Source organism: Pseudobacter sp. (assembly GCF_051955275.1).
Classification (GTDB): Bacteria; Bacteroidota; Bacteroidia; order Chitinophagales; family Chitinophagaceae; genus Pseudobacter.
In genome coordinates this window covers 34686-60477 of record NZ_JBQCGW010000305.1, presented here as the reverse complement: position 1 = coordinate 60477, position 25792 = coordinate 34686, and the positions used below count along the sequence as shown (strand labels likewise).

The following is a 25792-nucleotide window of genomic DNA, read 5'->3' as shown; positions in this document are numbered from 1 at the left end:
CAACAGTTCAGCAAACTAGTACACACTTTGGGTGAACCGGAAACCTGTAACGAATTATCACTATTTACTTTTGAAGATTAATAAGTTATACTGGCAATGAAACAACAACTTTTTATTCTCATATTCGGATTAATGCCTTTTTGCGGTTTTACGCAAATAGCTGCAAACGCTGAAGAATGGAGCGGAACAGCAAAATTTATCAGAACTACAGATAGCGAAAACAGTGATGGCCGAAGCAAAACAACTTACACCATAGATATCAGCATCACGAAAGGATATGGAAAAGCATCTGTCTCCTATTCTGTGGACAGAAGAATTGCCTATAAGAACGCAGGCTCTTATACTGAAAGAGGAGTTTGTTACAACGCTGAATATACAGAACTGGCATTGACCTTATCGAATGACGGAAAATATTACGACATATTGATGGCTGTACCCTATGTTGAGGGGATGATGGATATCAATAACGATGGCAGTATCTCCAAAAAAGTTTTCGGAATGGGAGAAACCGTTTTCCAGCTGGAGCATAAAGAAAGAGGCGAAGATATTCATGTTCTATCCGGCGAGGAAACCACCAAAGTACCTGTGGAAGGTGGCTCCAGCATAGAAACGTATATTTGGCATTTCACTCGCGGAACCATGCCTCCTGATCTATTGGTCCTCAGCCCGGAATATGAAACCTGGATGCCGGAACCCGGAAAAGATGAAAAGAACTTTGGAAATGTAATTGCAGTTGGACTGGAGCTGAGGCGGAAAGACGGGAAGCCGCTGGATGTTAAAGCAAAAGAATTCTTTGTACAACTGCTGAATACTTCCAGAGAACCTGGAGTTACCATCAACTATCCAACCAAATCAATGCTCCAGGGAGCATACGATATGTCTCTGATGACCGAGAAAGTGAAAATGGCTCCTTACTTCGATGGACAAAAATTCACGATTCCCAGTGAAGATGGAAAATCAGGCGGCTTTTATATCGCCTCATTTGATGGAGGCGGATATACTACCCTTGAAGTGAAAGCCATTATGGAAGACGGTTCTGAAATAAAAGGACATTATGGAAAGCCGGGAGGCCCTACATCCATTCCCTATCCCTACAGAAAGGCCGGCAGTAAAATCGCTAAAGCGTGGCTGGATGCAAATGGAAATCCGAATGAAACGGATGATAACGAAATAATACCTGGCTCACCCGAAAAGGGTGATGGATTATCTGTTTATGAAGAATACAGGGGTGTACAGTCTGAAGGCGTATTCATGCGGCTCAGTCCGAGACTACAGGAATTGGGAATACGGGTAGACAAAGCGAACATGCCGCTCTTCACGGAAGGCATTTCGCTTTTTTCTTCATTCACCAATATAGCCCCGGTCATCTGTTATGCGGATGAGATGGATGAGTCGCGCATATTCAATGCAAACAGCATGACGCATAAAACCGGCAGCCAGTATGGCCTCTACCTGAAACCCAAAAACACGGGTAATGTAAAAGGAGAAATACTTCCGGCGTCGGATTTTAAAACAACCAGGAACTCGGATGTGATAAATATAAATACTGTTGGTATCATGAAACTATACGACAGTATGGCCCTGATCAAAAAATTACCCTACAGTGCAGCAGATGATCTCAACAGCACCGTAGCACATTATTTATGCCGGGGCGTAGGCATGCGTCCACACGGCGCTTCTGGCAAAGGAGAGATCATTGAAGCCACCACTAGCCTCAGTGTAAAATACCTCCAGGAAAACGGCACACCCATTACTGCTGTACCCAAATTCATTCCACACCTGGTAGGTGGCCAGGCCAATGATGCCAGTGGCGATGCAGCCTGTATCATGTGCATGAACAACAAATATGAGTGGGTATATATCAGGAACGGGAATAATATCACTTACAGAAAAGTACCGATCCTGGCGCCCGGTAAAAAACTATGCACATCTGCACTGGGAACCATGATCAACAATAACGGGGAATTCTTCGGAAACGCACAATCCGGCAGAGGCAACTGTGCGTCACATATGAAAATAAAAAGCTGGTAAGGCTCTGTTTAACAATACAGCCCCTTCGATCAACGGGAGATCAGGGGCTGTATTCACTGAAACGGGATCAGGCTAAGGCTTATCTGTTCATGGCTGTTACTTTCCCGGTGCGTTATTTTTATTGCTGATCAGTTCCAATGTATAAGTCACTTCCGGGTCCTGGCTTTCCCGGACATAACCCACAAATTTTTCGATGGGCATTGATCTGTCGGGCAATACCCCGCGGCCATTATCACTGCTGGAATTGAAGAAATACAATTCAGACATGGGCACCGTGAGTATACTCCTGGTCTTCGGCAGTTGATAGGTCAGGAACCAGGCCGCAGTAGTGGATTGCTCGCCACTTCCGGTTTCCTTGCCCACGATCAGCCCTCTTTTATTACGTTGCACGAGTGCTGCAAAATAAGTGGCGGCAGAAACGGTGCCACCACCCGTGAGAACATATACATCTCCTTTGAAAGCATCTTTATCAGGTGGGAAGTTTTCCAGTTGTCCTTCTTTAAGTCGCGCATTGCCGATGTAGAATCCGGAAGTACTGTCTTTATCAAAACGCTGATACAGGAAATTCCTGTTATTGCTGATATCTTCCTCGCTCATCCTCCTGCCCTGCGCTACCGCATATTCAGCATAGCTCATATCGATGGTGCGTGTACGGTAGTTATATTCATTCCGGAAAGACTTATCCGAGAGGAATGAATACAGCAGTGCAGAGATAGCAGGATTACCGCCACCATTGCTGCGGATATCGATGATCACATTTTTATACTTCAGCTTGTTCAGTTCTTTGAAGAACTCGCTGAACTCCTTGTAAGCATAAGCTTCCTGCAGATTGAAGGAATTGACGGTAAGGATACCAGTCTGCGTTGCCGGTTGAAAATCGCTGTAAATGAAATGCGCCCTTTGCAGCTGGTTCAAAGGCATTATCGACTGCCTGCCTGAATTGAACGCCTGCGAAGGTGTGGCTGAAGGCATAGTTACTTTCTTTATATTCTTGCTGCCGGGAGCCAGGAAACTAACCTCATGATTTTCCTGTTGTACATTTCGCAGGCTGAAACGGGTCTGAAAATCAGCATAACTCCTGTCGTTTCCGGTATTGATCCAGCCATCGCTGTAACTGAGATTGGTGGCGAAACGGATCAGTTCTTCTGTTTTGAGCCCGTTTATACTGATGATCTCTGAACCGAAAGGCAGTTGCAGTCCTTTTGCATTCACCAGCATCTTATCCCTTTCAATGATCACAGGAAAGGGAAGAAATCTTATCTTACTGTACATATCCCGGCTGCTCTCATCAGAATAAGCAAGATTAGTGTGAACGTCGCGCAGCAGGCCTAAAGGCGAATACTGGTTGCAGGCAAATACATCAGACTGCTCTTCCATTTTCCGCAGCAGAGAATCCGATTTTCTCTGATAAGAAACAGAGTCGATGAACTTATAAGGATTGGGGTGTTGCTTTTTCAGGATTTCCATCGCTAACTTCATATCATCGATCAGATCCTGTTTAGAGAATTTGGTGAAGCTTTTGTCTTGTGCCGATACAGTCATTGCCATAGAAAGCAACGCTGCACCAAAACTGAATTTGAATATAGTATTCATGGCTTTTTAATTATTGATTAGCTCCAGGATGCCTTCATTACGGATGATCATCATACCCTGTCTGTCTTCCGTAATACCGCGTTTCAGTTTATAAGTGTATTGAGGAACCGCCCCTTTCATCACAGTAGGCATATAGGTGAGCTGAACATTACTCAAGTTCATTAACACCTCTCCTACCTCAATGATATGGGTACTAACAATGAACAGACAGTTCTTATATTCAGCGAATGCTTCCGTAACTGCCAGTGTGCCATCATAAGCATCCTTTACATTGGTGCCTTTGAAAAGCTCATCAAACATCAGCAGCAGGTGCTTGCCCGTGGCTGTGGCATCTGCCGCGTTTTTCACCCGCACCACTTCTGCATAAAAGTGGCTGTAACCAAGCCCGATATTATCAGCTACGTTGATGCTGGAATAAATGCCTTCTCTAATGGAAAATTCCATCTGCTTCGCAGCCACGGGAAACCCTATATGCGCCAGGTACATACCAATGCCGATCGATTTCATCCAGGTGGATTTGCCAGCCATATTGGCTCCCGTAAGGAAGATCATATTGCTGCCGGCTTTCATGTCAAGGTCATTGCCCACAGCATTGCTGATGCAGGGATGTTTAAGATCGATAGCATGGAAACAGTTGGCAGTGCGCGGCAATGCTTTCGCATAGGTGAAGCCCCTGCTGGCGGCCACATTACCCACTGCTATGTACACATCGGCTTCTGCAATGAATCTGATAATCTCATTGATATTATTGTTCTGGCTGTTGCGCAGCAGGTGATCATAACGGGCAATGGACCCCAGAGAAATGCTGCGATAGATATCTATGTTCAGCAGGTCCTGCAATTCAGGCGAATCGAGGATCTTTTTGATAGCACTCACGCGTTCAGCAAATGGTCCGCCTAAGGAATGCAGGGTGATCACGAAGCCATAACATTTTTTCAAGGTAACGATGGTGGCCTGCAAGCCCTGGATGATGGCCTTATAACGTTCATCGCGCGTGATCACGGAAAGTGATTTCTTCAATATAGTATTGAAGTAAGTAGCGGGTAATCCGCTTCCGTTGCCTGCATCACAGAACTCACGCATCAGCGTGTACTGCTGCACATCAAAAGGGAAGCTCAACCGGGCCTCCTGGAAGAACCGGAAGATAGCAGTTCGGTCATTGATGCTGGTTTCATCCGTGAGAGGTTTTTTGAACAGTTCATCCAGCAACTGTTCTCCACCGCGCGTTTTCACGGTATTGAAGAGATTGTACACGGAACCCTGCCGGAATTTTCCGGGCAGGTTCAATTCTTCCTGGGATTGCCTGTCTATATTGAAACTCATAGTCTGATTTTTATCAAAGTGTGCACACGCTGCGGTTTACGCTTTCTTACCGTTTTTCAATGTTTCCAGGATGCCTTCATTCCTGATGATGATCATGCCATGGCGATCATCAGTGATGCCTTCTTCCAATGTATACGTGTACTCGGGCGTGGTGCCGTTCATGCGGGTTGGCAGGTAATGGAAACCTATATTGGGTTTCTGCCGCAGGGCATCACCGGCTTCCACGATATGGGACGAAATGATGAACATGCTGTCCTTCCTTCCCGCAAATGCATGCGTGATAGCCACGGTTCCTTCATGTGCGTCCTTTACATTGGTACCGCGGAACAATTCATCGAATAACACAAAGAGAGACCTGCCCAGACTCAGTTCTGCAGCCATCTTTTTTACCCGTAATACTTCCGCATAGAAATGGCTGGCACCAATGCCTAAGTTATCAGGCAGGTTGATAGTAGTATACAGACCATCCATCACGGAAAATTCCATCGCACTGGCCGCTACAGGGAACCCCATATGCGCGATGTAGAGCGCTGTACTGAAACTGCGCAGGAAAGTGGATTTACCCGCCATGTTTGCACCTGTAAGGAACACCACTGTTTTACGATGATCCATGGTCAAACTATTGGGCACAGGCTTCTTCAGTTCCGGGTGATAAACACCTTCCAGTTTCAGAATGCCTGTTCTTTTAGGGTGTGCCGACGGGAATACGAATTTCCGCTGACTGGCAACCGTTGCTACGGACATATACACATCCATATCGTAAATAAAATCCAGGATCTGCTTCAGTTTTGCACGCTCCCTGTTACGGAACAGCAGGTCATAAGCGGTAACTGCTCCAAATGAAAGTTTATTATCCGGTTTCTCATTAAAAACCGGTGTGAACACAGGATCGGCGAGCAATTCAATGATCAGCTTCCTTTCGGCGGAGAGCTCAGGTATATTCCTGATCTCCCCATCTTCTGTAAATGACTTCACGGAATGCATCAGGGTAATCACTCCGCTGACGCCGTTGCTGATCTCTTTTTCTCCCATCACAGGTTTATGGCCATCTGTTTGCTCATTGGCCTGCGACATATATTTTTCCACCGTATCCAGCATACCTCCCTGGAAAGGGAATTTTGCACCGGAGGCAGCAAATGCGCTCAGTATTCTTGCCCTGCGCATGATGGCATCACGGTCGGCGAGCGGGTGCCGGAACATTTGCTCCAGCACTGCTTCGCCTCCACGGGTTGAGGTGTTGTTATAGATATCGTAGATGCCAGGCTGATCGCGTTTGGAGAATAACCGGAGATCTTCGATGGTTTGTTCATCTGTGTGTAATAGCATATCTCTCTTTTTTATTTGCGCTTCCTGCGGATCAGCAGGATGATGCCCGTAAGCATTATAATGGACGGAATAATGTAAATGAATATGGGTTTCAGGATCTTCCCGGTTTCTTTACTCACGGTCATGAAGTTGTCTTTGGGAACAGGCTTCGGATGATACACCGGGTATTCATTCCTCATGATCCAACTGTAGCCGGCATTGAAAAGGGAGCCTCCAAAAGCACGCTGGTTGCTCATGAAGTCCGCATCACCGGAAACGATGATCCTTTGTTCCCTGCCATTGATCTGCCTGTACATCTTGATGCCCGTGATATACCTGTCCAGTTTAACATCGCCTTCTTCCGCTGAAAAGACCGGTGCTGCGGAATCCACCACCAGGATGCCCTTCTCTATCCATCTGTCTTTCCTGCCCGGCAGGTTGAGGATCGGTTCAATATGAAAACCATCGATGGCCTCGTAGTTCAGGTTCACACTGCCTACGTTGTTAACCACTAACTGCATATCCGCTCCATTCTGTACCATGAACAATGGATCTTCTTTTGCCAGCCAGATGGCAGTATCTGTAAGGATACCAGAAAAATAATGCGGCATTTCCTGTTTATTGAGGGTAACGATCATTCCCTTTTCTGCAGTTACACCAATGGTTTGAAGGATAGGCTGCAGGATTTCCTGTTTACCAGGCTCAGCATAGAATACAGCGTCCCTGCCCTGTTGCAGCCAGTTGATGATCCTGTTTTGTTCGGCGGGCTCAAATGCCGACTTGGGATCTGCCACTACCAGGATATCTGTTTTGGAAGGAATATCATTATGCAACAGGGAAACAGTATCGATGTTCACACCTTTGTTGATCAGAGACAGCCGGGTACCTTTATCAGTGGTATGTCCTGCATATTCACGCTCCCCTCCTTTATACGGGTTTCTTTCGTAATGGCCTGTGGTGAATACCACTTCCGGTACCGCGCTGCGGGTCAGTCTTCTGATGGTGCCCGAAACATGGTTCTCGCTCGGCCATATTTCCGCATCCGGGAAAGTCCGGAGAAATTCCTTCTTTCCTTTGTATTCCACCTGCATTACCAGTCCGTAATCCTCTCCGCTCAGGTCTATCTTCTTTCTCATGTCAGCCGGTTTCTGGAAAAAGGAGAAATCCACTCCTGCGTATTCCGCAAACTTGGCCGCTCCCGAATCCAGGTCTTTTACACGGAAATAATTCATCAGGGAACTGTCTCCATCCTTTACATCATAGTAATACTCATATTTCAGATCGACATTAGGATAGAATCTCACGATCTTATCCCAGAAATTCCATACGTAATTATTGCGTGCATCGGGCATCCCCGCTCTCAGGTTCTTTCCCACCAGGTTGGTATACAGGGTTACGGTAATGGGAGAACCATCCAGTTCCTTCACTACTTCCTGTGTTGCCGGATGCAGGGTATTGAGTTTCCTTTCGGTGATATCCAGGTAGCCGATGTATCCCGGGCGTGAACTTAAATACCCCAATGCAAGCACCACCATAAAACAGCCCAGGTACCGGAAAAAAGAAACGCGCCAGTGCTTCGACTCCTGTGTACTCTTCAGTTTTATCAGGGCAAAGGCCAGGAAGAGCGCAGTGATCAGGATGAAGTAAGCAATATCGCGTGTGGTGATAAGGCCATATAATATACTTCCCGTTCTTCCTGAAATAGAAAGGAACCAGGTGAGGTCCCTTATAAAATCATACTGTTGCCAGAGCCCCTGAATAGCGTACAGGATAAAGAACACCACAAAGGTGATGATACCGGCCACTATCTGGTAATTGGTGAGGGCGGAAATGAAGAGCCCGATCGCTGCATAGGTGTTGGCCAGCAGAAAAATGGCAAACATAGCGGACAGGAACCATTTCCACTCCGGATTGAGGATGGAAAAATAACCGGTGAAAAGGAGTATTCCCACGCAAAGCAGCAATACGCAATTGAATACTACCAATGCCAGGTATTTTCCGAAAACGATATCGCGTGTGCGGATGGGACTGGAGTAAAGCAGTTTGATGGAACCACTCTGCATTTCCCGGTTGATGATACCCATCGTAAGCAGGGGAATGAAGAGATAGAGTTTATCGATCATCTGGCCATAGCTGCCGGCAAAAAGATCCCAGCTCAGCCCTACGTCAAAGCCATGCCAGCTGGGATCGGAATCCAGCATTACATGTTGTATACGGGAGAAGTTTTCGATAGGTGACACAAACTGAAAACCGCACAATACAAAGAATACTACGGTCAGCAACCATGCGATAGGGGAATAGAAGAGGTTGCGCAGTTCCGCCTGCGCCACTTTAAATATGATATACATGGAAATTTATTGTTGTGAGTGGTGAGACAATTGTTTGAAAACATCGTCGAGCAGCGACTTCTCAAGGCTGATCTCTGTCAGGGCCCAGTTGTTTTCAATACTGGCGAGGATTATTTTCTGCGTGATGCCGGAACTGCCGCTGAAATACAGGCGGCAGGAGTTATCTGTAAGGATCTCTGCTTTGGTGATGCCGGGGATCTTCAGCAGTTCAGCTGTTGCGGGCATATTATCCATTTTCACCAATACGGTTTGCGGTTGTGCATAGCTGTTGAATGCATCCATGGAATCAGCGAACACAATTCTTCCACCTTCGATCATGATGATCTCCCGGCAAAGCAGGTTGATCTCGCTCAGTACGTGAGAGCTCAGCAGAACCAGGTGGTCAGTGGCGATCTCGCGGATGAGTTTTCTCGCTTCTATCACCTGGTTGGGATCGAGTCCGTTGGTGGGCTCATCCAGTATTACCATGGCTGGTTTATGGATGATGGCCTGCGCAATACCTACCCGCTGCTTGTAACCACCGGAGAGATTTTTGATCAGCCTTGAACTGAAATGGGTAATGCCAGTTTTATCCATGGCTTCGTCCACCGCTTTTTTAATGCTGGTCTTTTCAATGAAACGAAGTGTGGCCGCATAGGTAAGGTACTCATTCACGGTGAAGTCCGCGTACAGCGGCGGTGTTTGGGGAAGGAACCCCAGTTGCCTTTTAGCGCCCCTGGGATCCTCTCTTTTATTGATGCCGTTCACATATACTTCTCCTTCAGTCTGGTTCAGCACGCCACAAATGATATTCATAGTGGTGGATTTGCCGGCTCCGTTGGAGCCGAGCAAACCTACCACACCGCGCTGGTTGATCTCGATATTGATATCCCTGATGGCCCAGGAGGCGGAGTACCGGTGGGAAAGGTTTTCTACTTTTAATAATGTACTCATATGGATCTGTTCTTTATGAAATCGGTTATGGGTTATTGTTACTGGTAAGAAACGGGGGTGAGCCGCTGCATATCCTGGCCTGTTCCCCCGGGTTTGCCGGTAAGCACCAGTGTGATAGCCCTGTGCAGGTAGGAATTGCCATTGATATAGAGGTTCATATCAATGGTGGTATGTTCCGCTATCAGATCACCGGTGGCCGCATTTCGCACCTGATACGTAATATTGTTGACAGTACTGTTCATAGGAATTTCTGCATAAGATGAAATCCCCTTGAAGTTAAGACCGTTCACCAGTGAGCCATTGGGCTGCCCTTTGATGTTCACGCTGATTGCAGGTCCATTGCCCATATTTGCGAAGCGCATGTAGGTAACACTGTCTGCTTTGAAGCCGGGAACATTTTCCTCCTGGAAAACATGTTCCCCTTTATTCGATCCGTTCACAATGAAGAGGCTGTAGATCTTCCCTCTCTCCAAAGGCAGATCACCACTCCAGACAGGCGCATCAGCGGGCATCGTGTCAGCCGATGCAAAGAAGGCAACGGGCTGAACGGCCAGATCCGAATAAACCTTACTATAGTTACGGGCCTGCAGCGGCAATGCCGTGATGTATTTGATGGGATGACTGCCTGAGAGATTTGCTCTTACCATTGTACCGTTCTCGAGGGCATTGAATAAAAATATAGTGGCCGGATTTCCTTCCGGTGTTTTCTGTTTGGTACAGGCGCTCATCAGTACTACAGCAAGCAGCAGTAAAATGAAACACTGCCTGTGTTTGAGGTGATGTATGAATATTACTTTCATAGTTTCTTTTTTTTAACGATGGAGTTGTTTACAGGTTGGTATACCCTTCGTTCTGTTTCAGGTTCGGGTTGTCCCTGAGATCATTTACCGGGATGGGGTAAAGCAACTGGTAATCTCCCTTCCATGGCTGTTTGTATGAAATTGCAGAAAGCACTTCCGTGGCCTTACCCGTACGTTTCAGATCCAGCCAGCGATGACCCCATTCCGCGAATAACTCCCGCCGGCGCTCGCTGGCAATAGCTTCCGTTACCTGCGCAGCCGTAAGGTCATCAGGAAACAGCGTGGCATTGGACCTTCCTCTCAGTTCATTCAGATCATTGATGGCGCTGGTGGTATTGGATGCAGAGAGCAGCATGCTGGCTTCTGCACGGATCAGGTAGAGCTCAGACAGGCGCATCACCACATAATATTCATTCATGTTGTTATACGCATTGTATGGCCCGAGTTTGTATTTGTCGGGATACCAGTTATTATTCTCAAAGCGTGTCCAGGATATCTTCCTTTTATCATTTGCCTCGAAGCTGTTTATCAGGCTCTCAGGCAATGTAAACGTGGTTCTGATACGGTATCCTTCCGGAGTGGCATAACCATACCCACTTTCAAAAGTTTGCTTCAGTTGCAGGATGGCTTCTTTGCTGGTGTTGAAGAAAGCGTTGGCCGGGTCTTCCAGAGAATACAACTGCGTATGACCTATTACAGCACCGGCGCTGGTGATGGCCTGCTGGTAATCGCCGGAATAGAGGCTGACCCTCGCGAGCAAGGCTTCGGCAAACCACCTGTTGATACGAACGCGCTCCGATTTACCGGCGGCATAATCCGTTTGCAACAAAGGGATGGCCTGTTTCAGATCGGCGGTGATCTGTTCGTACACTTTGTTCACCGGACTGCGGCTAAGGCTGGCCGTTTTGTTGAAATCGGGAGAGAGTGCCAGCGGCAATCCGCCATAAAAGTTCACCAGGTAGAAATAGGCAAAGGCACGGATGGAGAGCGCTTCCCCGGTGAGCTGCCTGCGGGCGCTGTCTGTCAGGTATTGCCCTTCCGATGCTGCTATTCCTTCTATGATGGCGTTGGCATCAAAGATAGATTTGTACGCCGTGGTCCAGAGAGGCACCGTGATGCCGGCCTGGAAAATATTGAGATTATTGGTGCTCACGAACCTGTAGTCCACGGTGTTCGCAGGAGGTTGCAGATCGTCGGATGACAAACCGCCCAGGATGGTGCATAGCCCCGAAGAATAATTCGCTTCAGCCACTACGGTATAGTTTCCGCTGAAAAAACCATTGATCAGTTTGCTGTACAAACCTGTCACAGCCCATTCAGCTTCTTTATTGCTGGCAAATATCTGTTTGGTGGTGATGGTATCCACCGGTCCGTCGATCTCAACCAGTTTCTTACAACTGATGAGCAATACCGCCGGCAATATGATGAAGAGTACAGGGGTTATAATTCTTTTCGTATACATATTACCGTTTTTTAGAAGTTAAAGGTGAGGGATGTGCTGATGACTCTTGACAATGGCGTTGCACCCAGCAGGCTCTGCACTTCCGGATCGATGCCTTTGTAAGAAGAGATCACGAACAGGTTCTGCGTATCTGCAGAGAACCTGCATCCATTCATTTTTATCTTTTTCATCCACCTGGCCGGCAGGTCATAACTGATGCTGAGTGTATTCAACCGCAGGTAAGAACCATCTACCCAGGCCCCATCGGAATTGGAAAACGGACCGAGGATACCGCCTGTAGTGTACCTCGGATAAATAGCCTGGTCTCCGGGTTGCTGCCAGTGGTTGTTCTTAATTTCATCAGGCATTTCAAAATTCACCATAGTACCTACCATCAGGTTGAGGAAGGGATCCTGCGCGGGCTGTTTCTTGTAAACGAAATTCAGGTAGAGGGAGAAGTTCTTATAATTAGCAGTGGCGCCAAATCCGCCCTGCCATCTGATGGCGCGGTCGAACTCGATGTACCTGTCGTCTTCCTCATTAACCGGTACTTGTCCGAAGCCCTGCGAAACCCATCCATCTTTGTTGCGGTCTTCAAAAGTGTAACTGCCGGTTAGCGGATCAATACCCGTATAGCGGAACAGGTAGCTTGTGGTCAGTGGTTTACCCACCTTGTAAGTGGAAGCATATGATGAGTATTCGAGCCCGGGATAGGAATGCAGCTTGTTACGGTTCCTGCTGAAATTGGCATTCACGGAAACAGTCCAGTCTTTGGTATTCAATACGCGACCGGTGACGTTCAGTTCCAGCCCGGAATTCTGAACTACTGCATCCCAGTTAGCCGTTACTGAAGGCCAGCCGGTATATGAAGGAGTGTTCACAGGCGTGATCTGATTACCGATGCGGTTCCGGTACCACGACAGATCAACGCTCAGCCTGTCTTTGAAGAAAGAGATGGTGGAAGCCAGTTCCAGTTTGTTGGCAGACTCCCAGCCATATTCCGGGTTGATGGACCTGGCTATACTGAAACCACGGCCCCCATTGTAATCATATATCCTGTCGTAACCATTGAGGTCGTAAGAGCTTGCCCAGCGCGTGATATAACCATAATCCTCACCTGCATCCTTTCCGGTTACCCCATAACTGCCACGAAATTTGAGGAAGCTCACAAAATCAGGCAGGAAGTTCTGTATCCATTTTTCTTCAGACGCGATCCATGAAAGTCCTACCGATCCGAAATTCCCGAACTGGCTGCCTGGACCGAACCTGGAAGAACCATCCCTTCTGGCACTGAGGTTAAGAATATATTTATTGTCCCAGCGGAAATTGATGATGCTGTACACACCGTGTTGTTTATATTCGCCCCATGCATCTCTGGGTTCCTTGATCAATGCATTGTTCACACTCTTCATCATATTGTCGTTAGGAAAGCCCATGGCCAGTGTGGTGAGGCTTTTGGCAAACGCACGGGAGGCATTGGCGCCCAGGATAACACTCAGGTTGCCTTTGCCGAAAAGTGCGGTGTATTGCAACTGCGGTTCCACGATCCAGTTGTTGTTGTTCGAATTCCCATAATACGCCTGGCTCATAGCGAAAAATGCAGGGTCCATCGATGCCTGTGGCGAGTACGTGGCATTGTTATTCTGCGTTACATTGTACCCTACAATAGTAGAAGCAGTAAGCCCCCTGAAAAGTTCATATCGGATATTCACGGACGTATTCAGATAAGTGGTTTTGCTTTCGCTTGGTCTTTTCAGTCCAGCCAGCGGGAAATTAGTCCCGAACTGTCCTCTCCAGAGTTCCCATTTAAAATCACCATTTTCATCGTAGATGGCAGGTGCATTGGGAGGAAGGAATGAAACCTCACTCACCCTGTATGCATTGATTTCGGAGAGGCTCAAAGTGCTGGACACATCCACAGAGAGCTTTTGATTGAGACCGGTATGATTGATGTTCAATTGCAGGCCGCCTACATTATTCTTGCCGCCATTGTTCATGATCTCCTTCCGGGTACGGTAGTTGGCTGACAGGCTATAGGAAGTACCAGCCACACCACCGGATAAACGGGCGTTCAGGGTAAGCAGGTTGCCGGTACCGATGAGTTCACGCTGCCAGTCGGTATACCTTGTCTGGTCCCAGATGGTAAGATCAGGCGCCAGTATTTTTTCAGGCTCCAGCCTGTCGTTACGGTATGCTTCCCTGCGCACGGCCAGGTATTCTTCCGTGTTCATCAATTTCATTCTTCTCGGCATCATGGTCACGCCATTGTTGATGGTCATATTGAAACGAGTGGGGCCCGTCTTTGCTTTTTTGGTAGTGATGAGTATCACACCATTGGCGCCGCGGGAACCATAGATGGCGGTAGCATCTGCATCTTTCATTACCTCAACACTCTCGATGTCTCTTGGATTGAGGAATAACAGCGGACTTTCTCCTGGCGTGTTCACCAGGCCGCTCTGGATAGAGCCGGTAGATACATCACCTCTTTTAGTGTATGGTCCGATCTCGAGCGTGGTGAGCGGAACGCCATTGATGATATAGAGCGGCTCAACCAGTGCACCGGGATTGATGGAGCTTCTTCCCCTGATCTCAACTTTTACGGGCGCAGCGGAGTTACCGGACAGGCTGGTGATGGTCATGCCGGGCACCTTTCCTTCCAGCGCCTGTAACACGTTCATCACAGGTTGTCTTTCTATATCTTTCGCTTTGATACTGGTGATGTTACCGGTGGCAAAACGTTTGGAGGTTTGCCCGTAAGGAATGATCACCACTTCATCCAGTTGTGAAGTGGAGCGTGCCATCATGATGAAAAGGCCTTCTTTATTAGCGCCCAACAGTTGACTGGCAGGTATTTTACCGGTACTGTCTGGCTGCATATTGCGTGTAACGGATCTTTCCAGTGGTACAACCTGGAACTGATCTCCGTTCAGTTTTATAGCAAGTGGTGCAAAGCCTACAGCGGATATATCCAGGATTTCTCCATCCTTCACTTCAATGGAGAAGTTTCCGCTTGAGCCGGAGGTGACGCCTTTTTGGGTGCCCCTGATCCGGATGCTCACATTGACCAGGGCCTGATCACTCATATCCCTGATCACCCCCCTCACGGAAGGCGCATCCACGATCAGTCTTTCAAAAACAACCGGTGCAACTTCCCGTTGCGAAAGAATGATGGTCTTTTCCTGGATGGTAAAACTCACCGGCTGGTCTCTGAACACCAGTTGCAGCAATTCCTGCAATGGCATATTGTAAGCCGAGAGTGTTACAGGCTTTGTGTTGTTGAGGATCTCCTTATTGTAGAAGATGCCATAACCTGTTTGTTGTTTGATGGCCGTGAATACGGTCTTCAGCGGGATCTCCTTTCCTGAGATCGTTACATTTTGTGCAGTTCCAGCAGCATGTACCTGCAGGAAAAGAACGGTCATAAGCAGGGCGGTTAATTTCATAACCAGCAGAATTTTGGTGAAGGGGCTCAGTCTTCCCCGCTGGCCGAAAGGCATAAGCGGACAGGATCCGGACCCGGAAGCAATTTTTTGCATACCTTTAGTCGGAGTTTTGGTTGGTGAACAATAAGGAATAAGCGCCATGTTGAAGCCAATGAAACTTGCTGCCGGGAGTGGTACAAACACTTCCGGCTTTTTATTGGCCCCGGTAAAAAATCATCAGGAAAGTTTAATGGTTGCCGGAATTGCACCGGCTCTAAGTATCAATGAGGAAAGGTTCAGATGTTTATCCAGGCAGGTGGTATTAATGTATTTATTCAGGCAGCACTATCAGTCTTCTTCCTTCCAGTTTGTACCGGATCCCTGCTTTCTCAAGGGCTATCAGCACACCGCTGAGCGACATATTCCGGGTAAACTCCCCACCAAATTCTATTGCAGGAATTCCATCGGCATATACTACTTCAATATCATACCAGCGTTCGATCTGCTTCATCACTTCTTCCAGTGAAGCGCCTTCAAAATTGAAGAAGCCGCGTTGCCAGGCCATCACCTTATCCGTATCTGCATTGTTTACAACCCGCACCATATCTGTTACCTGGGCTTGCTGCCCGGGTCTGATGACGGTACCGTTCACTTTTACGGAGCCATCGATCAAAGTAGTGTTGAGGCTTCTATCATTCTTGTAGGCACTTACATTGAAACTGGTTCCCAGTACTTCTATTTCAGATTTTTTCCGTGCATCTACAATGAAGGGCTGCTTCGCATTCTTCACTACTTCAAAATAAGCTTCGCCATCCAGTTCAACTTTTCTTATAGTACCGGTGAACGCGGTGGGATAACGGATGGAGCTGGCTGCATTGAGCCATACATGGGAACCATCAGGAAGCGTGATCTCGAATTGTCTTCCTCTTGGAGTGGTCATGGTATTATAGAGCACCTCTGTTTTGCCCGCTGCTGCAGGATCATAAACAAGGCGGCCATCCTGCATGATCACTTCTGAACCGTTCTGCTGTGCCAGTGAGCCATTATTCAAACTGTCCAGCACAACCTGCGAGCCGTCCGCCAAAGTGAGGATGGCGCCGGATCTGCCAGGGGTAATGGTGGAATCAGTGGTTGCTGATACTACCTGGTGAGGAGTTGGGCCTTCACTACGGTTCAGCCATATATATGTTCCTATTCCCAATACTACCACCGCCGCAGCAGCATATCTCATAAAGCCCCTGCGCAGGAATGGGATCCGTGGAGCAGCTTCATCAGCTACGGGCCCCGCCAGCTCAGGGATCTGTTCCTGTATTTTGGCATAGATGCTCTCCCCTGCCCCGGTTATCAACTGCATTTCCCGGGCAATCACCGCAGGGTCATCCAGTTTCTGAAGCATGCTCCTGTTCTCTTCAGCTTCGGCAAGCCATTGCTCCAACTGCACTGTTTCTTCAGTGGTCAATGGCCCCTGCAGGCGTTTTTTAAGCAGCGATACGATACTATCGAATTGTGTAGTATTCATGGTTGATAATGTAAAACGACAGTGGGATCATTTTGTATTGATGAAAACCAGGAAAAAAGAAAAAAGATTTTCCTTTTTAAGGATTTCCATGCGGAGTGTCTTGAGGGAACGGGCCAGGTGGTCCCGTACAGACTGGTTATTGATGCCCAGTTTCTGAGCGATCTCTTCATTGCTGAACCCATCGATATACCTGAGTTTGAAGATCTCTTTTCCCCGGGGGGGCAGTTGTTCTATCTGGTGGTAGATCTCCTGCAATAGCTCCGCATAGATGTCGGCTGCGGTAAAGTCTGCCTGCGGGTAAGTATGTGCGGCTATTTCAGTTTCATTCCGGCTTATTACTGATCTGTGCTTCAGCAGATCAAGAGTGGCATTTTTAGTGGTGCGCCTGAGCCAGGAGGCTGTTTCAGGAAGGGAAGTGAATTGCTGGCGGGATTTCCAGAATTTGATAAAAGTGTCGGCTACAATGTCTTCGGCTTCAGCTTTATTGTTCAGCAACTGAAAGGAAAGATGGAAAAGGGAGGGAAACATCTTTTTATAGAAAAATGCGAAAGCCTGCCGGTCAGCGTTTGCAATCAAAGGGAGCAAGTCCTCTTCATGATATGGTAAGGGGCCGGACAAATCGGGGTTTGTTGTGAATAGTTCCCCGCAAACTAAGGAAAATTCCTAAATGAGCGGGAAAACTGTGTTTCCAATGAATAGAAACACAGTTTTCTTTTTTTCCGCTAAAGTGTAAATGCTGATTTATGCTTTACATGTCTTCTTTCCTTCTCCATTATATTAATGCAGCACCTCTTCCAGCTTCTTCTCCAGATCTTCCCCTTCAATATTTTTGGCAATGATGATGCCGTTGGGATCTATGAGGAAATTGCGGGGGATGGCTTTGATCCCATAAGTTGCTGCTACTTCGTTCTTAAACCCTTTCAGATCACTCACCTGGATCCAGGGCATGGCATCCTGCTCAACGGCGCGCAGCCAGGGCTCTTTCTTATCATCCAGCGAAATGGCCACTATCTCAAAATTCTTTTCTTTGAATGCTTTATACGCCTGCAGGATCATCGGGTTCTGCGCCCGGCAGGGACCGCACCAGCTTGCCCAGAAATCAACCAGCACAAACTTGCCCCGCAGGGAAGAAAGCGTAAATGATTTTCCATCGATGGTCTGCTGTGTGAAATCGATGATCGGTTTACCAATATCAGTTAGCTTTGCGATCCTGAGCGCTTCGCGCAGCTTCAATCCTGCGGCTGAATTTTTCAATGAAGCTGAAAGCCCTTCAAACAAAGGCTCAAAACTATCAGGCTGTATATGTGTCTGTCTCTCCAGCAGCAGATCCAGACTCACATAAGAGTTGGGATTGGTCCTGATAAAACTATCCAAGGTCACAGTCCACGCAGTATTAATGACATCCATCTTTTTGAACAATATACTGCGACCCGCAGTATCAGAACCTTTCATCATTTTTACCAGCTCGCCGGTAATTGGAGCACGTTGTGCTTCCAACGGTCTCAGCCTGGTGTTCAACCTGTTTAAATCGGACTGTGCGGGACCTCCCATGATGCTGGCGCTTTTCATCTTCTTACCGGCCACTGTGATAGTTCCTGCTTCCAGAAAGAACTGCTGTCCATCCCATGCATCATAACCACGAACTGGTCTGGACGTTTTTATTTCAAGCGAAGCTTTTACAGGTCCTGAAATAGTTCCGCTGAAACTGAAGGCACCGTTCTTCAAAACTGCAGAATCCGTTACATTAACATCATTCTCCCTGTGATAGAAGAATACTTTTGAATTGGGTTCCGCAACTGTGAGTTTTCCTTTTATAATAAACTTCTGTTGAGCCAATGCAGTGGCCATCACCAGGCAAAATGCCATGGTGGAACAATATTTTTTATTCATTCGGATTATTTTATTCCCGTTAAGGAGTTATGGGCATATAAGGATTGAAAATGGTAGCATATAATGGTATCTGCAAAGTATACCTGGGGCTTTTCGGTGGAAGCGTTGCCAGTAATTTCCCGAATTGATCATAGCGGTTCACTGCCGCCATTCTTCCTTCCATATCCAGCCGGCGCATATCAAACCAGCGAAGCCCGTTGAGCGGCATCTCATGACGTCTTTCGCGCAGCACCCAGTCCAGCACTTGCTCCTGGCTGGAGGAACTCAATGGCTGATAATCTGCCGGGGCAAACCGCTTGATGCGGATCTCATTCAATTGCTGCAGCGCATCATCCGGAAGATTATTCCTGGCAGCATTCTCTGCGATCATCAGTTTCATCTCAGCAACGGTAGTACCCACTTCCGAATCATAATAACCATTTCCGAAGGCTGCGAAACGCACGTAGGTAGAAGGAATCACATTCTCATAATCAAAATCACCAAACCCGTATTGGCCACCGTAAAAGAACATGCCCGTTCTCAGGTCTTTGGGTGAATAGGTTTTGATAAAGGCGCTGTCGGCAAATCCCAGCATGGACCCGGCTTCCGGATCACTGCCACGTGCATAGATCATTTCGTTGATCCGGGTATCCCTGGGAAACGTTCCTTTGATCAGACCATTATAATCTGTCACAGAGGCGCCGCCCGGCCGCTGCAAGGCCATTGCTGCATATTTCGCAGCCTCGCTGTAATTGCGCATATAGAAATAAGTACGCGCCAGTACACTGTATGCCGCATGCACCGATCCGCGAAAACGGTTACTGGCATTGTCCTGCGGCAGATCCGTAACAGCTGCATTTAGATCACTGATGATATGATCGTAGATCTCCTGTACGGTAGCCCTGGGTGGTGTGGCAGTGGTGATATCTGAAGAACTCACAAAAGGAATTGCCAGGTCTTTAGCCGCAGTAGCCGCATCGTAAGGCTTTCCGTACAGGTTCACCAGGTAGAAATATTCGTTGGCCCTGCCCAGTAAGGCCTCCGCCTTTAACTGCTTTTTCTGCTGCTCACTGCCGCCGGAAGCAGCATCTATATGCTCCAGTACGGTATTGAAATAATAGATATGATTATAAGCACCCGATAACATCCTGGGAGATGTAGTTGCATCTGTCAGTTGTTCCATCCACAGATAAGCCCGTTCATTTTCCCCGATGCTGGCATCTTGCCAGGGGATCTTCTGAGCATGGTCAGTCAGCCAGCAGATCTGTGGGATGCCACTGATCTCACAGAGTTTCTGATTGCTTAGCCAGAGATCGAAATCCCCTACTGTATTCAGCGTGGTTTTTCCTTTAGGGGCTACATCCAGGTATTTATTGCAGGCGGCCAGTGTGAAGCAAAGCAACAGTACAGGCCAGCTTTTATATTTTTTCATGCGTTTCTTTTTTGTTGGATACAAGCTCCATTAGAAATTGGTAAAAAGTCCGATGGTATAAGTAGGTGTGAGAGTGCGCTTGAGGTAACTGCCCGTAGCCACACTGTATTTCTCCCTGTTAAAACCGACAGTATAGATATTACTCGTCTGCAGCTTCACCTCAAAATTGCTGAACCCGGCTTTCTGTATCGCCGCCAGCTTGTTCAGGTTGTAAGAAACAGTGATATCGCTTACAGATAAATACCCGCCATTCACAACATAGCGGTCAGAGTTTGCCAGGTGTGAACTACCATACACACTCATATAGAACACGGAGGGCAGGCTCACACTGGTTTCATCTCCCTGTTTCTTCCAGTAATCGCCCGCACCCTGAATGGGCCTGGGATCAGCTGCGCTGGGAATCGGAAGCCTCACCACAAAACCTCCGTAATAATTGATCATGCAGAACACATAGAAATTACCGATATCGATCCTGTTGCTCAGGCCAAGATTGGTGGTAGGAATGGAAGTGCCCCTGCTTGTCAGGGAAGCAAAACCTTCATCATTCTGGGAGTTCAGCTGCACCTTATTGTCCTTGCTATCATAATACAATGCATTGCCATTATCGCTGATGCCTGCATAGCGGTATGTATAAATATTTCCTACCGGCTGCCCTTTCATATATCCTTTGGCAGCAGAAGCAATAATGGTTTGAGAGAAGCCATCCCACACTGAACCATCTTTCAGCTGGGGTACATAAGCCTCCAGCACCTTGCTGGTATTGTAGGATACAACCAGTCCGGTATTCCAGTTGAATTTCTTTCGCCTCATCCAATCTGCATTCAGCGTGAACTCAAGTCCTTTATTGCTGATGCTTGCCTGGTTCACCAGTGCGGATGTAACACCTTTGAATGGATCAATATCGATATTACCCAGCACATCCGTACTGCGCTTGCTGTAGTAATCGATATTACCGGTGATATTCCTGAAAATGGTAAAGTCCAGCCCCACATTGAAGTTGTCTGTTTGCTCCCAGCGTAAGCCGCTGTTGGCTGGTGATAAAAGAATGAGTGATGGTTCCGGCGTAACCGGCACATCGTTCAACCCGAACTGTGAGATCACCTGCGGAAGGCTGGCCTTGGATATATTCCCGTTGAAGCCACGGGCAATACGCAGTTTCAGCATATTCACCCAATCGGCCTGCATGAAATGCTCGCGGTCGATATTCCAGGCTGCACCAAGCGACCATAAAGGCTTGTAGCGGTATTTAGGATCTGTGCCGAATAGATTCGACTGATCTATCCGGATACTGCCTGTCAAAGAATAACGGCTCTTGTAGGAATACACTGCATTCATATAACCAGACAAGAAGCGGTCATCGTTGTAAGACTGCCCGAAGAGATCAGCATATTTCAGCCCCGGGTTGAAAAGGAAGCTGTAATTATAACGGGTACCTGAATTCAGCAATCTGTTATAGTCAACGGGTAATTGCAAAAGTGTTTGATCATTGTACCCGAAGCTGGCGGATTTGGAACCCTCCGTTACAGCTTTCCTGATCTCCGCACCAAGAATGGCATTCACAGAATGATTAGATGCGATGGTCTTATTATAATTCAATTGCGCTCTTGTGGTATAACTTCTCAGTTGTCCATACTGCTCCTGCAGGTAGCCGCCTTTGGGAAGATGGTAGATGGCCGCTGCTGAACCTGCTGCCGGCTGTACAAATCTATTGATCAGCGTTTTGGCGAGAGATGAATGTTCACTGGCAAATCGACGCTGCTGTGTCAGAGAGCTTTCATAGATACCGCCCATTATAACATCAAAGCCAGCTCCTATTTTGTATTTCAGATTGGCCGTGATCCTGTAATCCGTTATGCGGAGTTTGGTATTCACTTCATTCATTTCCGTTACAGGCCTCAGCCGTTGGTCTAAAAAGCCCATCGGTAAGGTTGCATTGGTAAAGAGGCTGCCCACTTTGGAAGAACCTGTTACTACCGGCAACGTTTCTCCGTTCTGATCAACAAAACGTTCATCAGCATAAAGATCGTTGATATCAGGGATGGGAGCTGTATTGCCGCTGGATTCATTGTAATCTGTCAACAGTTCAAAACTCAGTTTGGGGCTCATCGCCAGGTTGAGGCGACCAGAAAGTTGAACTTTATGATTCTGGTTGTTCTGCTGGTTCAAACGGTTGCCCAGGTAATTACCGGTGAGATAATAGATAGCGTTACTGTTGCCACCTGAGATATTCAGGTTGTACTGCTGAGTAACGCCGGTGCGCAGGAAATACTTTTCATAATCCTTTGCATTATTATATGCTGACAATTCAGATAATCCCTCCTCCATCTGCTGCTGGCTGATCTTTCCGAGGAATTTGTCCACCAGCAGGCTGAGTGCCGCATCGGATGAATTGCCTGACAGATAAGGTAATTCCCCCGTCACTTCGGAATTAACATAATAATCCAGGCTTGGATCATTACCATCCATCCACCGGTCTCTGAAATAATTCATGGCAACCGATCCATCTTTTTCATAACGATACCTGCTGTAATTCTCGTGTGGCTTTACACTCACAGTGGAACGGAAAGCGAACTGCGGTTTACCCGCCACTCCTTTCTTCCTGTCGATGATGATCACGCCATTGGAAGCACGCACACCATAAATGGCCGCTGCAGCTGCATCTTTCAGAATAGTAACAGTTTCTATTTCGTTGGGATTGACATCTGTCAGGGCTAGGTCCGTTGGATAACCATCCACCACTATCAGGGGTTTGGGATTGCCCGTCATGGTAGAGATACCCCGGATCTGGAAGAGATTGTTTCCCTGGAATTGCACATCGTTATTGATCAGCAGACCGGGCAAACGGTTTTGAAGCCCGGATAAAAAATCAGTGCTGATACGGGATTCAAAGGCTTTTGTTCTGATCTGGGATACAGCGCCTGTTACCTGTTGCGGAAGAATTCGCTGGTAACCTGTGTTCACAACAACGGAGACAGTAACGGAATCGATGGAAGCATTTTTTTGCTGCATAGTGATCACCAGGTTGCTTTCATTTCTGATGGTGATTTCCTGGTTCTCATAACCAACATAACTCACCACCAACACATCACCTCTGTTAGCAGTTAAATTGAATACCCCTTCATCATTGGTGGTTGTATATAGTTGCCTGCCTTTGATCCGGACAGTGGCGCCGGATAACCGTCTGCCATCAGCCCCCCGAACGGTTCCTGTGACAGGGAATGGGAGATCTGCTTCACGTAAAGCCAGCTCATTACTGCCGGTCTTGTTTGCAGGCTGCTGCGCAATGATGATGGTAGTACTTTCGATGGTGAAGCTCAGCCCCTGCCCTTCCAGTATTTTACGGAGAAATTCAGTCAGCGGCTCATTGACGGCTTTTACAGACACCGGTTTGGTTTTGTCCAGCGCTCCACGTTCATACGCCACAAAATAGCCCGTCTGCTTTTTGATGGCCTGAAAGACCTCCTGCAGCTTCACATTCTTTCCGGTGAAGGTGACTTGCTGCGACAGGCCTTTGGCCTGAACCGTGAATAACCCCAGTAAAAGAAAAAAAACAGTCAGTTTCATAACCAGCAAACTTTTGGTTAAGAGATAGTATGCCGCTCTACCTGGATTTTGCTGTTGGATGCCAGTAACAGAGAGCCTGCAACCATAAATGGTTTTTTGCATAAATTGCATCAGTTTTGGTAGTTAAGAATTGTGCTCAGAATACATTTTTTATCACCTGAACTATCCGCCGGGGATGCGCTAACATTCCCGGTTTTTTATTCAGCTGATCACATCTTTTTTTGTAGTGTGAATGGTTTTAAAGTGATGAATGAATTACAGGAGGAGGATAAGGTGGTTATCAGGGTAACACTGTCAGCTTTCTGCCTTCGAGCCTGCAGTGTATCTGCATTCTATCCAGCGCCCTGATACATTGTGCAAGGCTAAGGTTCATTCCAATTTCACCTTCGAAGGTTCTTGTCTGAACAGCTCCTTCATAGATGATCTCCAGGTCATACCAACGCCCGATCTGCCGCATCAGTTCCGGAAGTGTTTTATTATTGAGATTGAAAGCTCCGTTTTTCCAGGCAAGGTCCTGCTCCAGATCGGCTGTGATGATCTTTCCATTCATCAATGCCTGTCCGGGTTGCAGACGGGTATTATTCACGTTGATCGATCCCTCCACCAGTGTCACTTTGGAAGAAGGCTCATCAGCATATACATTCACATTGAAACTGGTGCCCAGCACCTCCACCTGCATGCCATTGGCATGAACGATGAATGGTTTTGATTTGTTCCTCGCTACTTCCAGGTACACTTCACCGGTAACCGTCACGGTACGTTCAGCACCGAAGGCTGCCGGGAAACGGATGCTGCTGGCGGCATTGAGCCAGACCTTACTGCCATCCGGCAGGCTGACCTGGTATTGCCCTCCTTTGGGAGTGGAAATGGTATTGAGCAGTGCTTCGCTTTGTTGGTTATCTTTCACATCATACCTCACTGCTCCATCGGCGAGTTTGATGATACTGGCATTTCCCTGCCGGGCAATGGCCCCATTGGCGGCACTGTCCAGCGTGATCATGGAACCATCGGCCAGCGTCAGCACCGCTTTTTCTCTGAACGGAATGATGTTGGAGGAATCGGTTGTTTGAGACAGGGGCTGAGGATCAGATATTGGTTTGTTTTTAGTGAGGAGGATAGCGGTAATTGTTCCGATGATCAGTACGGCAGCGGCTGCCCATCCGCCCCAGCGCCGCAGGAAATGCACCCGGTGTGTATAGTTACCCGAGCCGGTATCATCGCTGGAGGCTGACACTGTTTCATGATCCGGAATACGCTGGTCCCTGAAGCCTGCAGCCTGCATGAATTGTAGTAGTGCCTTATCATTCTTGTTCTTATCGGAAACGAAAGCCTGGTATTCCGCAAGCCCCTGCTCCCAGTGGCCTTCACTCATAAAATGCCCTTCCCGCTCCGCAGCACTGAACCACTGCTCTAATGCGGATCGCTCCTGCTCAGTTAATTCCTGCCGGCTGAGCCGCTTCTGAATGATATGAAGAATATGTTGTGGAGTTGCCATGGGCTGCGTCCTTTAGATATATGTCAGTTGAGCTTGGCGTTTCATCACAGGAAATAGAAAAAAAGTATATAAAGAAGACGAAAAGCTCGCCAGTCAGCACTTTTCTCAGCCGTTCGATAGCCCGGGCTTTATGATTCCTGATATTATTATCGGTAGTATTCAACCGCTCTGCTGCTTCAGCTACAGACAGTCCTTCGTTATAAAGAAGCTGTACAACCTGCACCTGTACGGGTGTCAGGTGGTGGAACTGACTGCTCACGCGATGGTAAACTTCTTCCCTGAGGGCCAGTTCATCCATCTGCTGCTGCCATTGTTCCTGCGTATGCCTGATCACCGATTCTTCTTTCTGCGCCAGTAGTTGCTGCCTTTCCAGGTAATTGATGCAGCGGTTCCGTACCATGCGGTAGAGATAGGCCTGGATATTTTCAGGAACAATATCCTTACCACTGACATTCAGCCAGAAATTCAGCAGGGCTTCCTGTACAATATCCTCGGCCTGCTGCAGGTTCCCGGTGATCTTAGAAGAAAAATAATGAAGACGGGGATAATACAACCGGAAAATCTCCTTCATGGCAGCTTCATCTCCCAGTTTGAGAAGCCTGATCAGATCGCGTTCATGATGAGTTTTATTATCCAAATAAAAGAGGTGTAAATATCAAACTTAGAATAAATTTCTCAATCCGGTTTACCGGTATGATTCCGGGAGGAAAAACCTCT

16 protein-coding genes are annotated in these 25792 nt (G+C 47.5%); 1 reads left to right on the top strand and 15 read right to left on the bottom strand.

Going from position 1 to position 25792, the window contains the following annotated elements:
* The first annotated feature begins 96 nt into the window (after window positions 1–96).
* Window positions 97–2031: a hypothetical protein gene (locus ACTHMC_RS27235; protein ID WP_440418185.1), complete on the top strand. Its 1935-nt coding sequence runs from the start codon at window positions 97–99 to the stop codon at window positions 2029–2031.
* Window positions 2032–2127: 96 nt separating this feature from the next.
* On the opposite strand, the gene ACTHMC_RS27230 is transcribed toward ACTHMC_RS27235, so the two are convergent.
* From ACTHMC_RS27230 to ACTHMC_RS27160, 15 genes are all read right to left on the bottom strand, one after another.
* Window positions 2128–3624 carry a S41 family peptidase gene (locus tag ACTHMC_RS27230; protein WP_440418183.1) on the bottom strand — a complete coding sequence of 499 codons (1497 nt, stop codon included), beginning with the start codon at window positions 3622–3624 and terminating at the stop codon, window positions 2128–2130.
* Between the two features lie 6 nt (window positions 3625–3630).
* Window positions 3631–4947 (bottom strand): MutS-related protein, encoded by a 1317-nt coding sequence (locus tag ACTHMC_RS27225; RefSeq protein ID WP_440418181.1) that lies wholly within the window; start codon window positions 4945–4947, stop codon window positions 3631–3633.
* A 36-nt stretch (window positions 4948–4983) separates the two neighbouring features.
* Window positions 4984–6273: a MutS-related protein gene (locus tag ACTHMC_RS27220; RefSeq protein ID WP_440418179.1), complete on the bottom strand. Its 1290-nt coding sequence runs from the start codon at window positions 6271–6273 to the stop codon at window positions 4984–4986.
* An 11-nt stretch (window positions 6274–6284) separates the two neighbouring features.
* Window positions 6285–8600: an ABC transporter permease subunit gene (locus tag ACTHMC_RS27215; protein WP_440418177.1), complete on the bottom strand. Its 2316-nt coding sequence runs from the start codon at window positions 8598–8600 to the stop codon at window positions 6285–6287.
* A gap of 6 nt (window positions 8601–8606) precedes the next feature.
* Window positions 8607–9533 (bottom strand): ABC transporter ATP-binding protein, encoded by a 927-nt coding sequence (locus ACTHMC_RS27210; RefSeq protein WP_440418176.1) that lies wholly within the window; start codon window positions 9531–9533, stop codon window positions 8607–8609.
* Window positions 9534–9571: 38 nt separating this feature from the next.
* Window positions 9572–10333 (bottom strand): hypothetical protein, encoded by a 762-nt coding sequence (locus tag ACTHMC_RS27205; protein WP_440418174.1) that lies wholly within the window; start codon window positions 10331–10333, stop codon window positions 9572–9574.
* Between the two features lie 28 nt (window positions 10334–10361).
* Window positions 10362–11795 carry a RagB/SusD family nutrient uptake outer membrane protein gene (locus ACTHMC_RS27200; RefSeq protein WP_440418172.1) on the bottom strand — a complete coding sequence of 478 codons (1434 nt, stop codon included), beginning with the start codon at window positions 11793–11795 and terminating at the stop codon, window positions 10362–10364.
* An 11-nt stretch (window positions 11796–11806) separates the two neighbouring features.
* A complete protein-coding gene (locus tag ACTHMC_RS27195; protein ID WP_440418170.1) occupies window positions 11807–15217 on the bottom strand; it encodes a SusC/RagA family TonB-linked outer membrane protein in 3411 nt (1136 codons plus the stop codon).
* A 310-nt stretch (window positions 15218–15527) separates the two neighbouring features.
* Window positions 15528–16715 carry a FecR family protein gene (locus ACTHMC_RS27190; RefSeq protein ID WP_440418168.1) on the bottom strand — a complete coding sequence of 396 codons (1188 nt, stop codon included), beginning with the start codon at window positions 16713–16715 and terminating at the stop codon, window positions 15528–15530.
* A gap of 27 nt (window positions 16716–16742) precedes the next feature.
* Window positions 16743–17291, bottom strand: coding sequence for an RNA polymerase sigma factor (locus tag ACTHMC_RS27185; protein WP_440418222.1), 549 nt, complete (start codon window positions 17289–17291; stop codon window positions 16743–16745).
* Window positions 17292–17492: 201 nt separating this feature from the next.
* Window positions 17493–18605: a redoxin domain-containing protein gene (locus ACTHMC_RS27180; RefSeq protein WP_440418166.1), complete on the bottom strand. Its 1113-nt coding sequence runs from the start codon at window positions 18603–18605 to the stop codon at window positions 17493–17495.
* A 19-nt stretch (window positions 18606–18624) separates the two neighbouring features.
* Window positions 18625–20016 (bottom strand): RagB/SusD family nutrient uptake outer membrane protein, encoded by a 1392-nt coding sequence (locus tag ACTHMC_RS27175; RefSeq protein ID WP_440418164.1) that lies wholly within the window; start codon window positions 20014–20016, stop codon window positions 18625–18627.
* 30 nt (window positions 20017–20046) lie between these two features.
* Window positions 20047–23580 carry a SusC/RagA family TonB-linked outer membrane protein gene (locus tag ACTHMC_RS27170; RefSeq protein ID WP_440418162.1) on the bottom strand — a complete coding sequence of 1178 codons (3534 nt, stop codon included), beginning with the start codon at window positions 23578–23580 and terminating at the stop codon, window positions 20047–20049.
* A gap of 280 nt (window positions 23581–23860) precedes the next feature.
* Entirely contained in the window at window positions 23861–25075 is a 1215-nt protein-coding gene (locus tag ACTHMC_RS27165; protein WP_440418160.1) for a FecR family protein, read from the bottom strand.
* Window positions 25011–25712, bottom strand: coding sequence for an RNA polymerase sigma factor (locus tag ACTHMC_RS27160; RefSeq protein ID WP_440418158.1), 702 nt, complete (start codon window positions 25710–25712; stop codon window positions 25011–25013). The genes ACTHMC_RS27165 and ACTHMC_RS27160 overlap by 65 nt, the downstream gene beginning before the upstream one ends.
* Window positions 25713–25792: the final 80 nt, after the last annotated feature.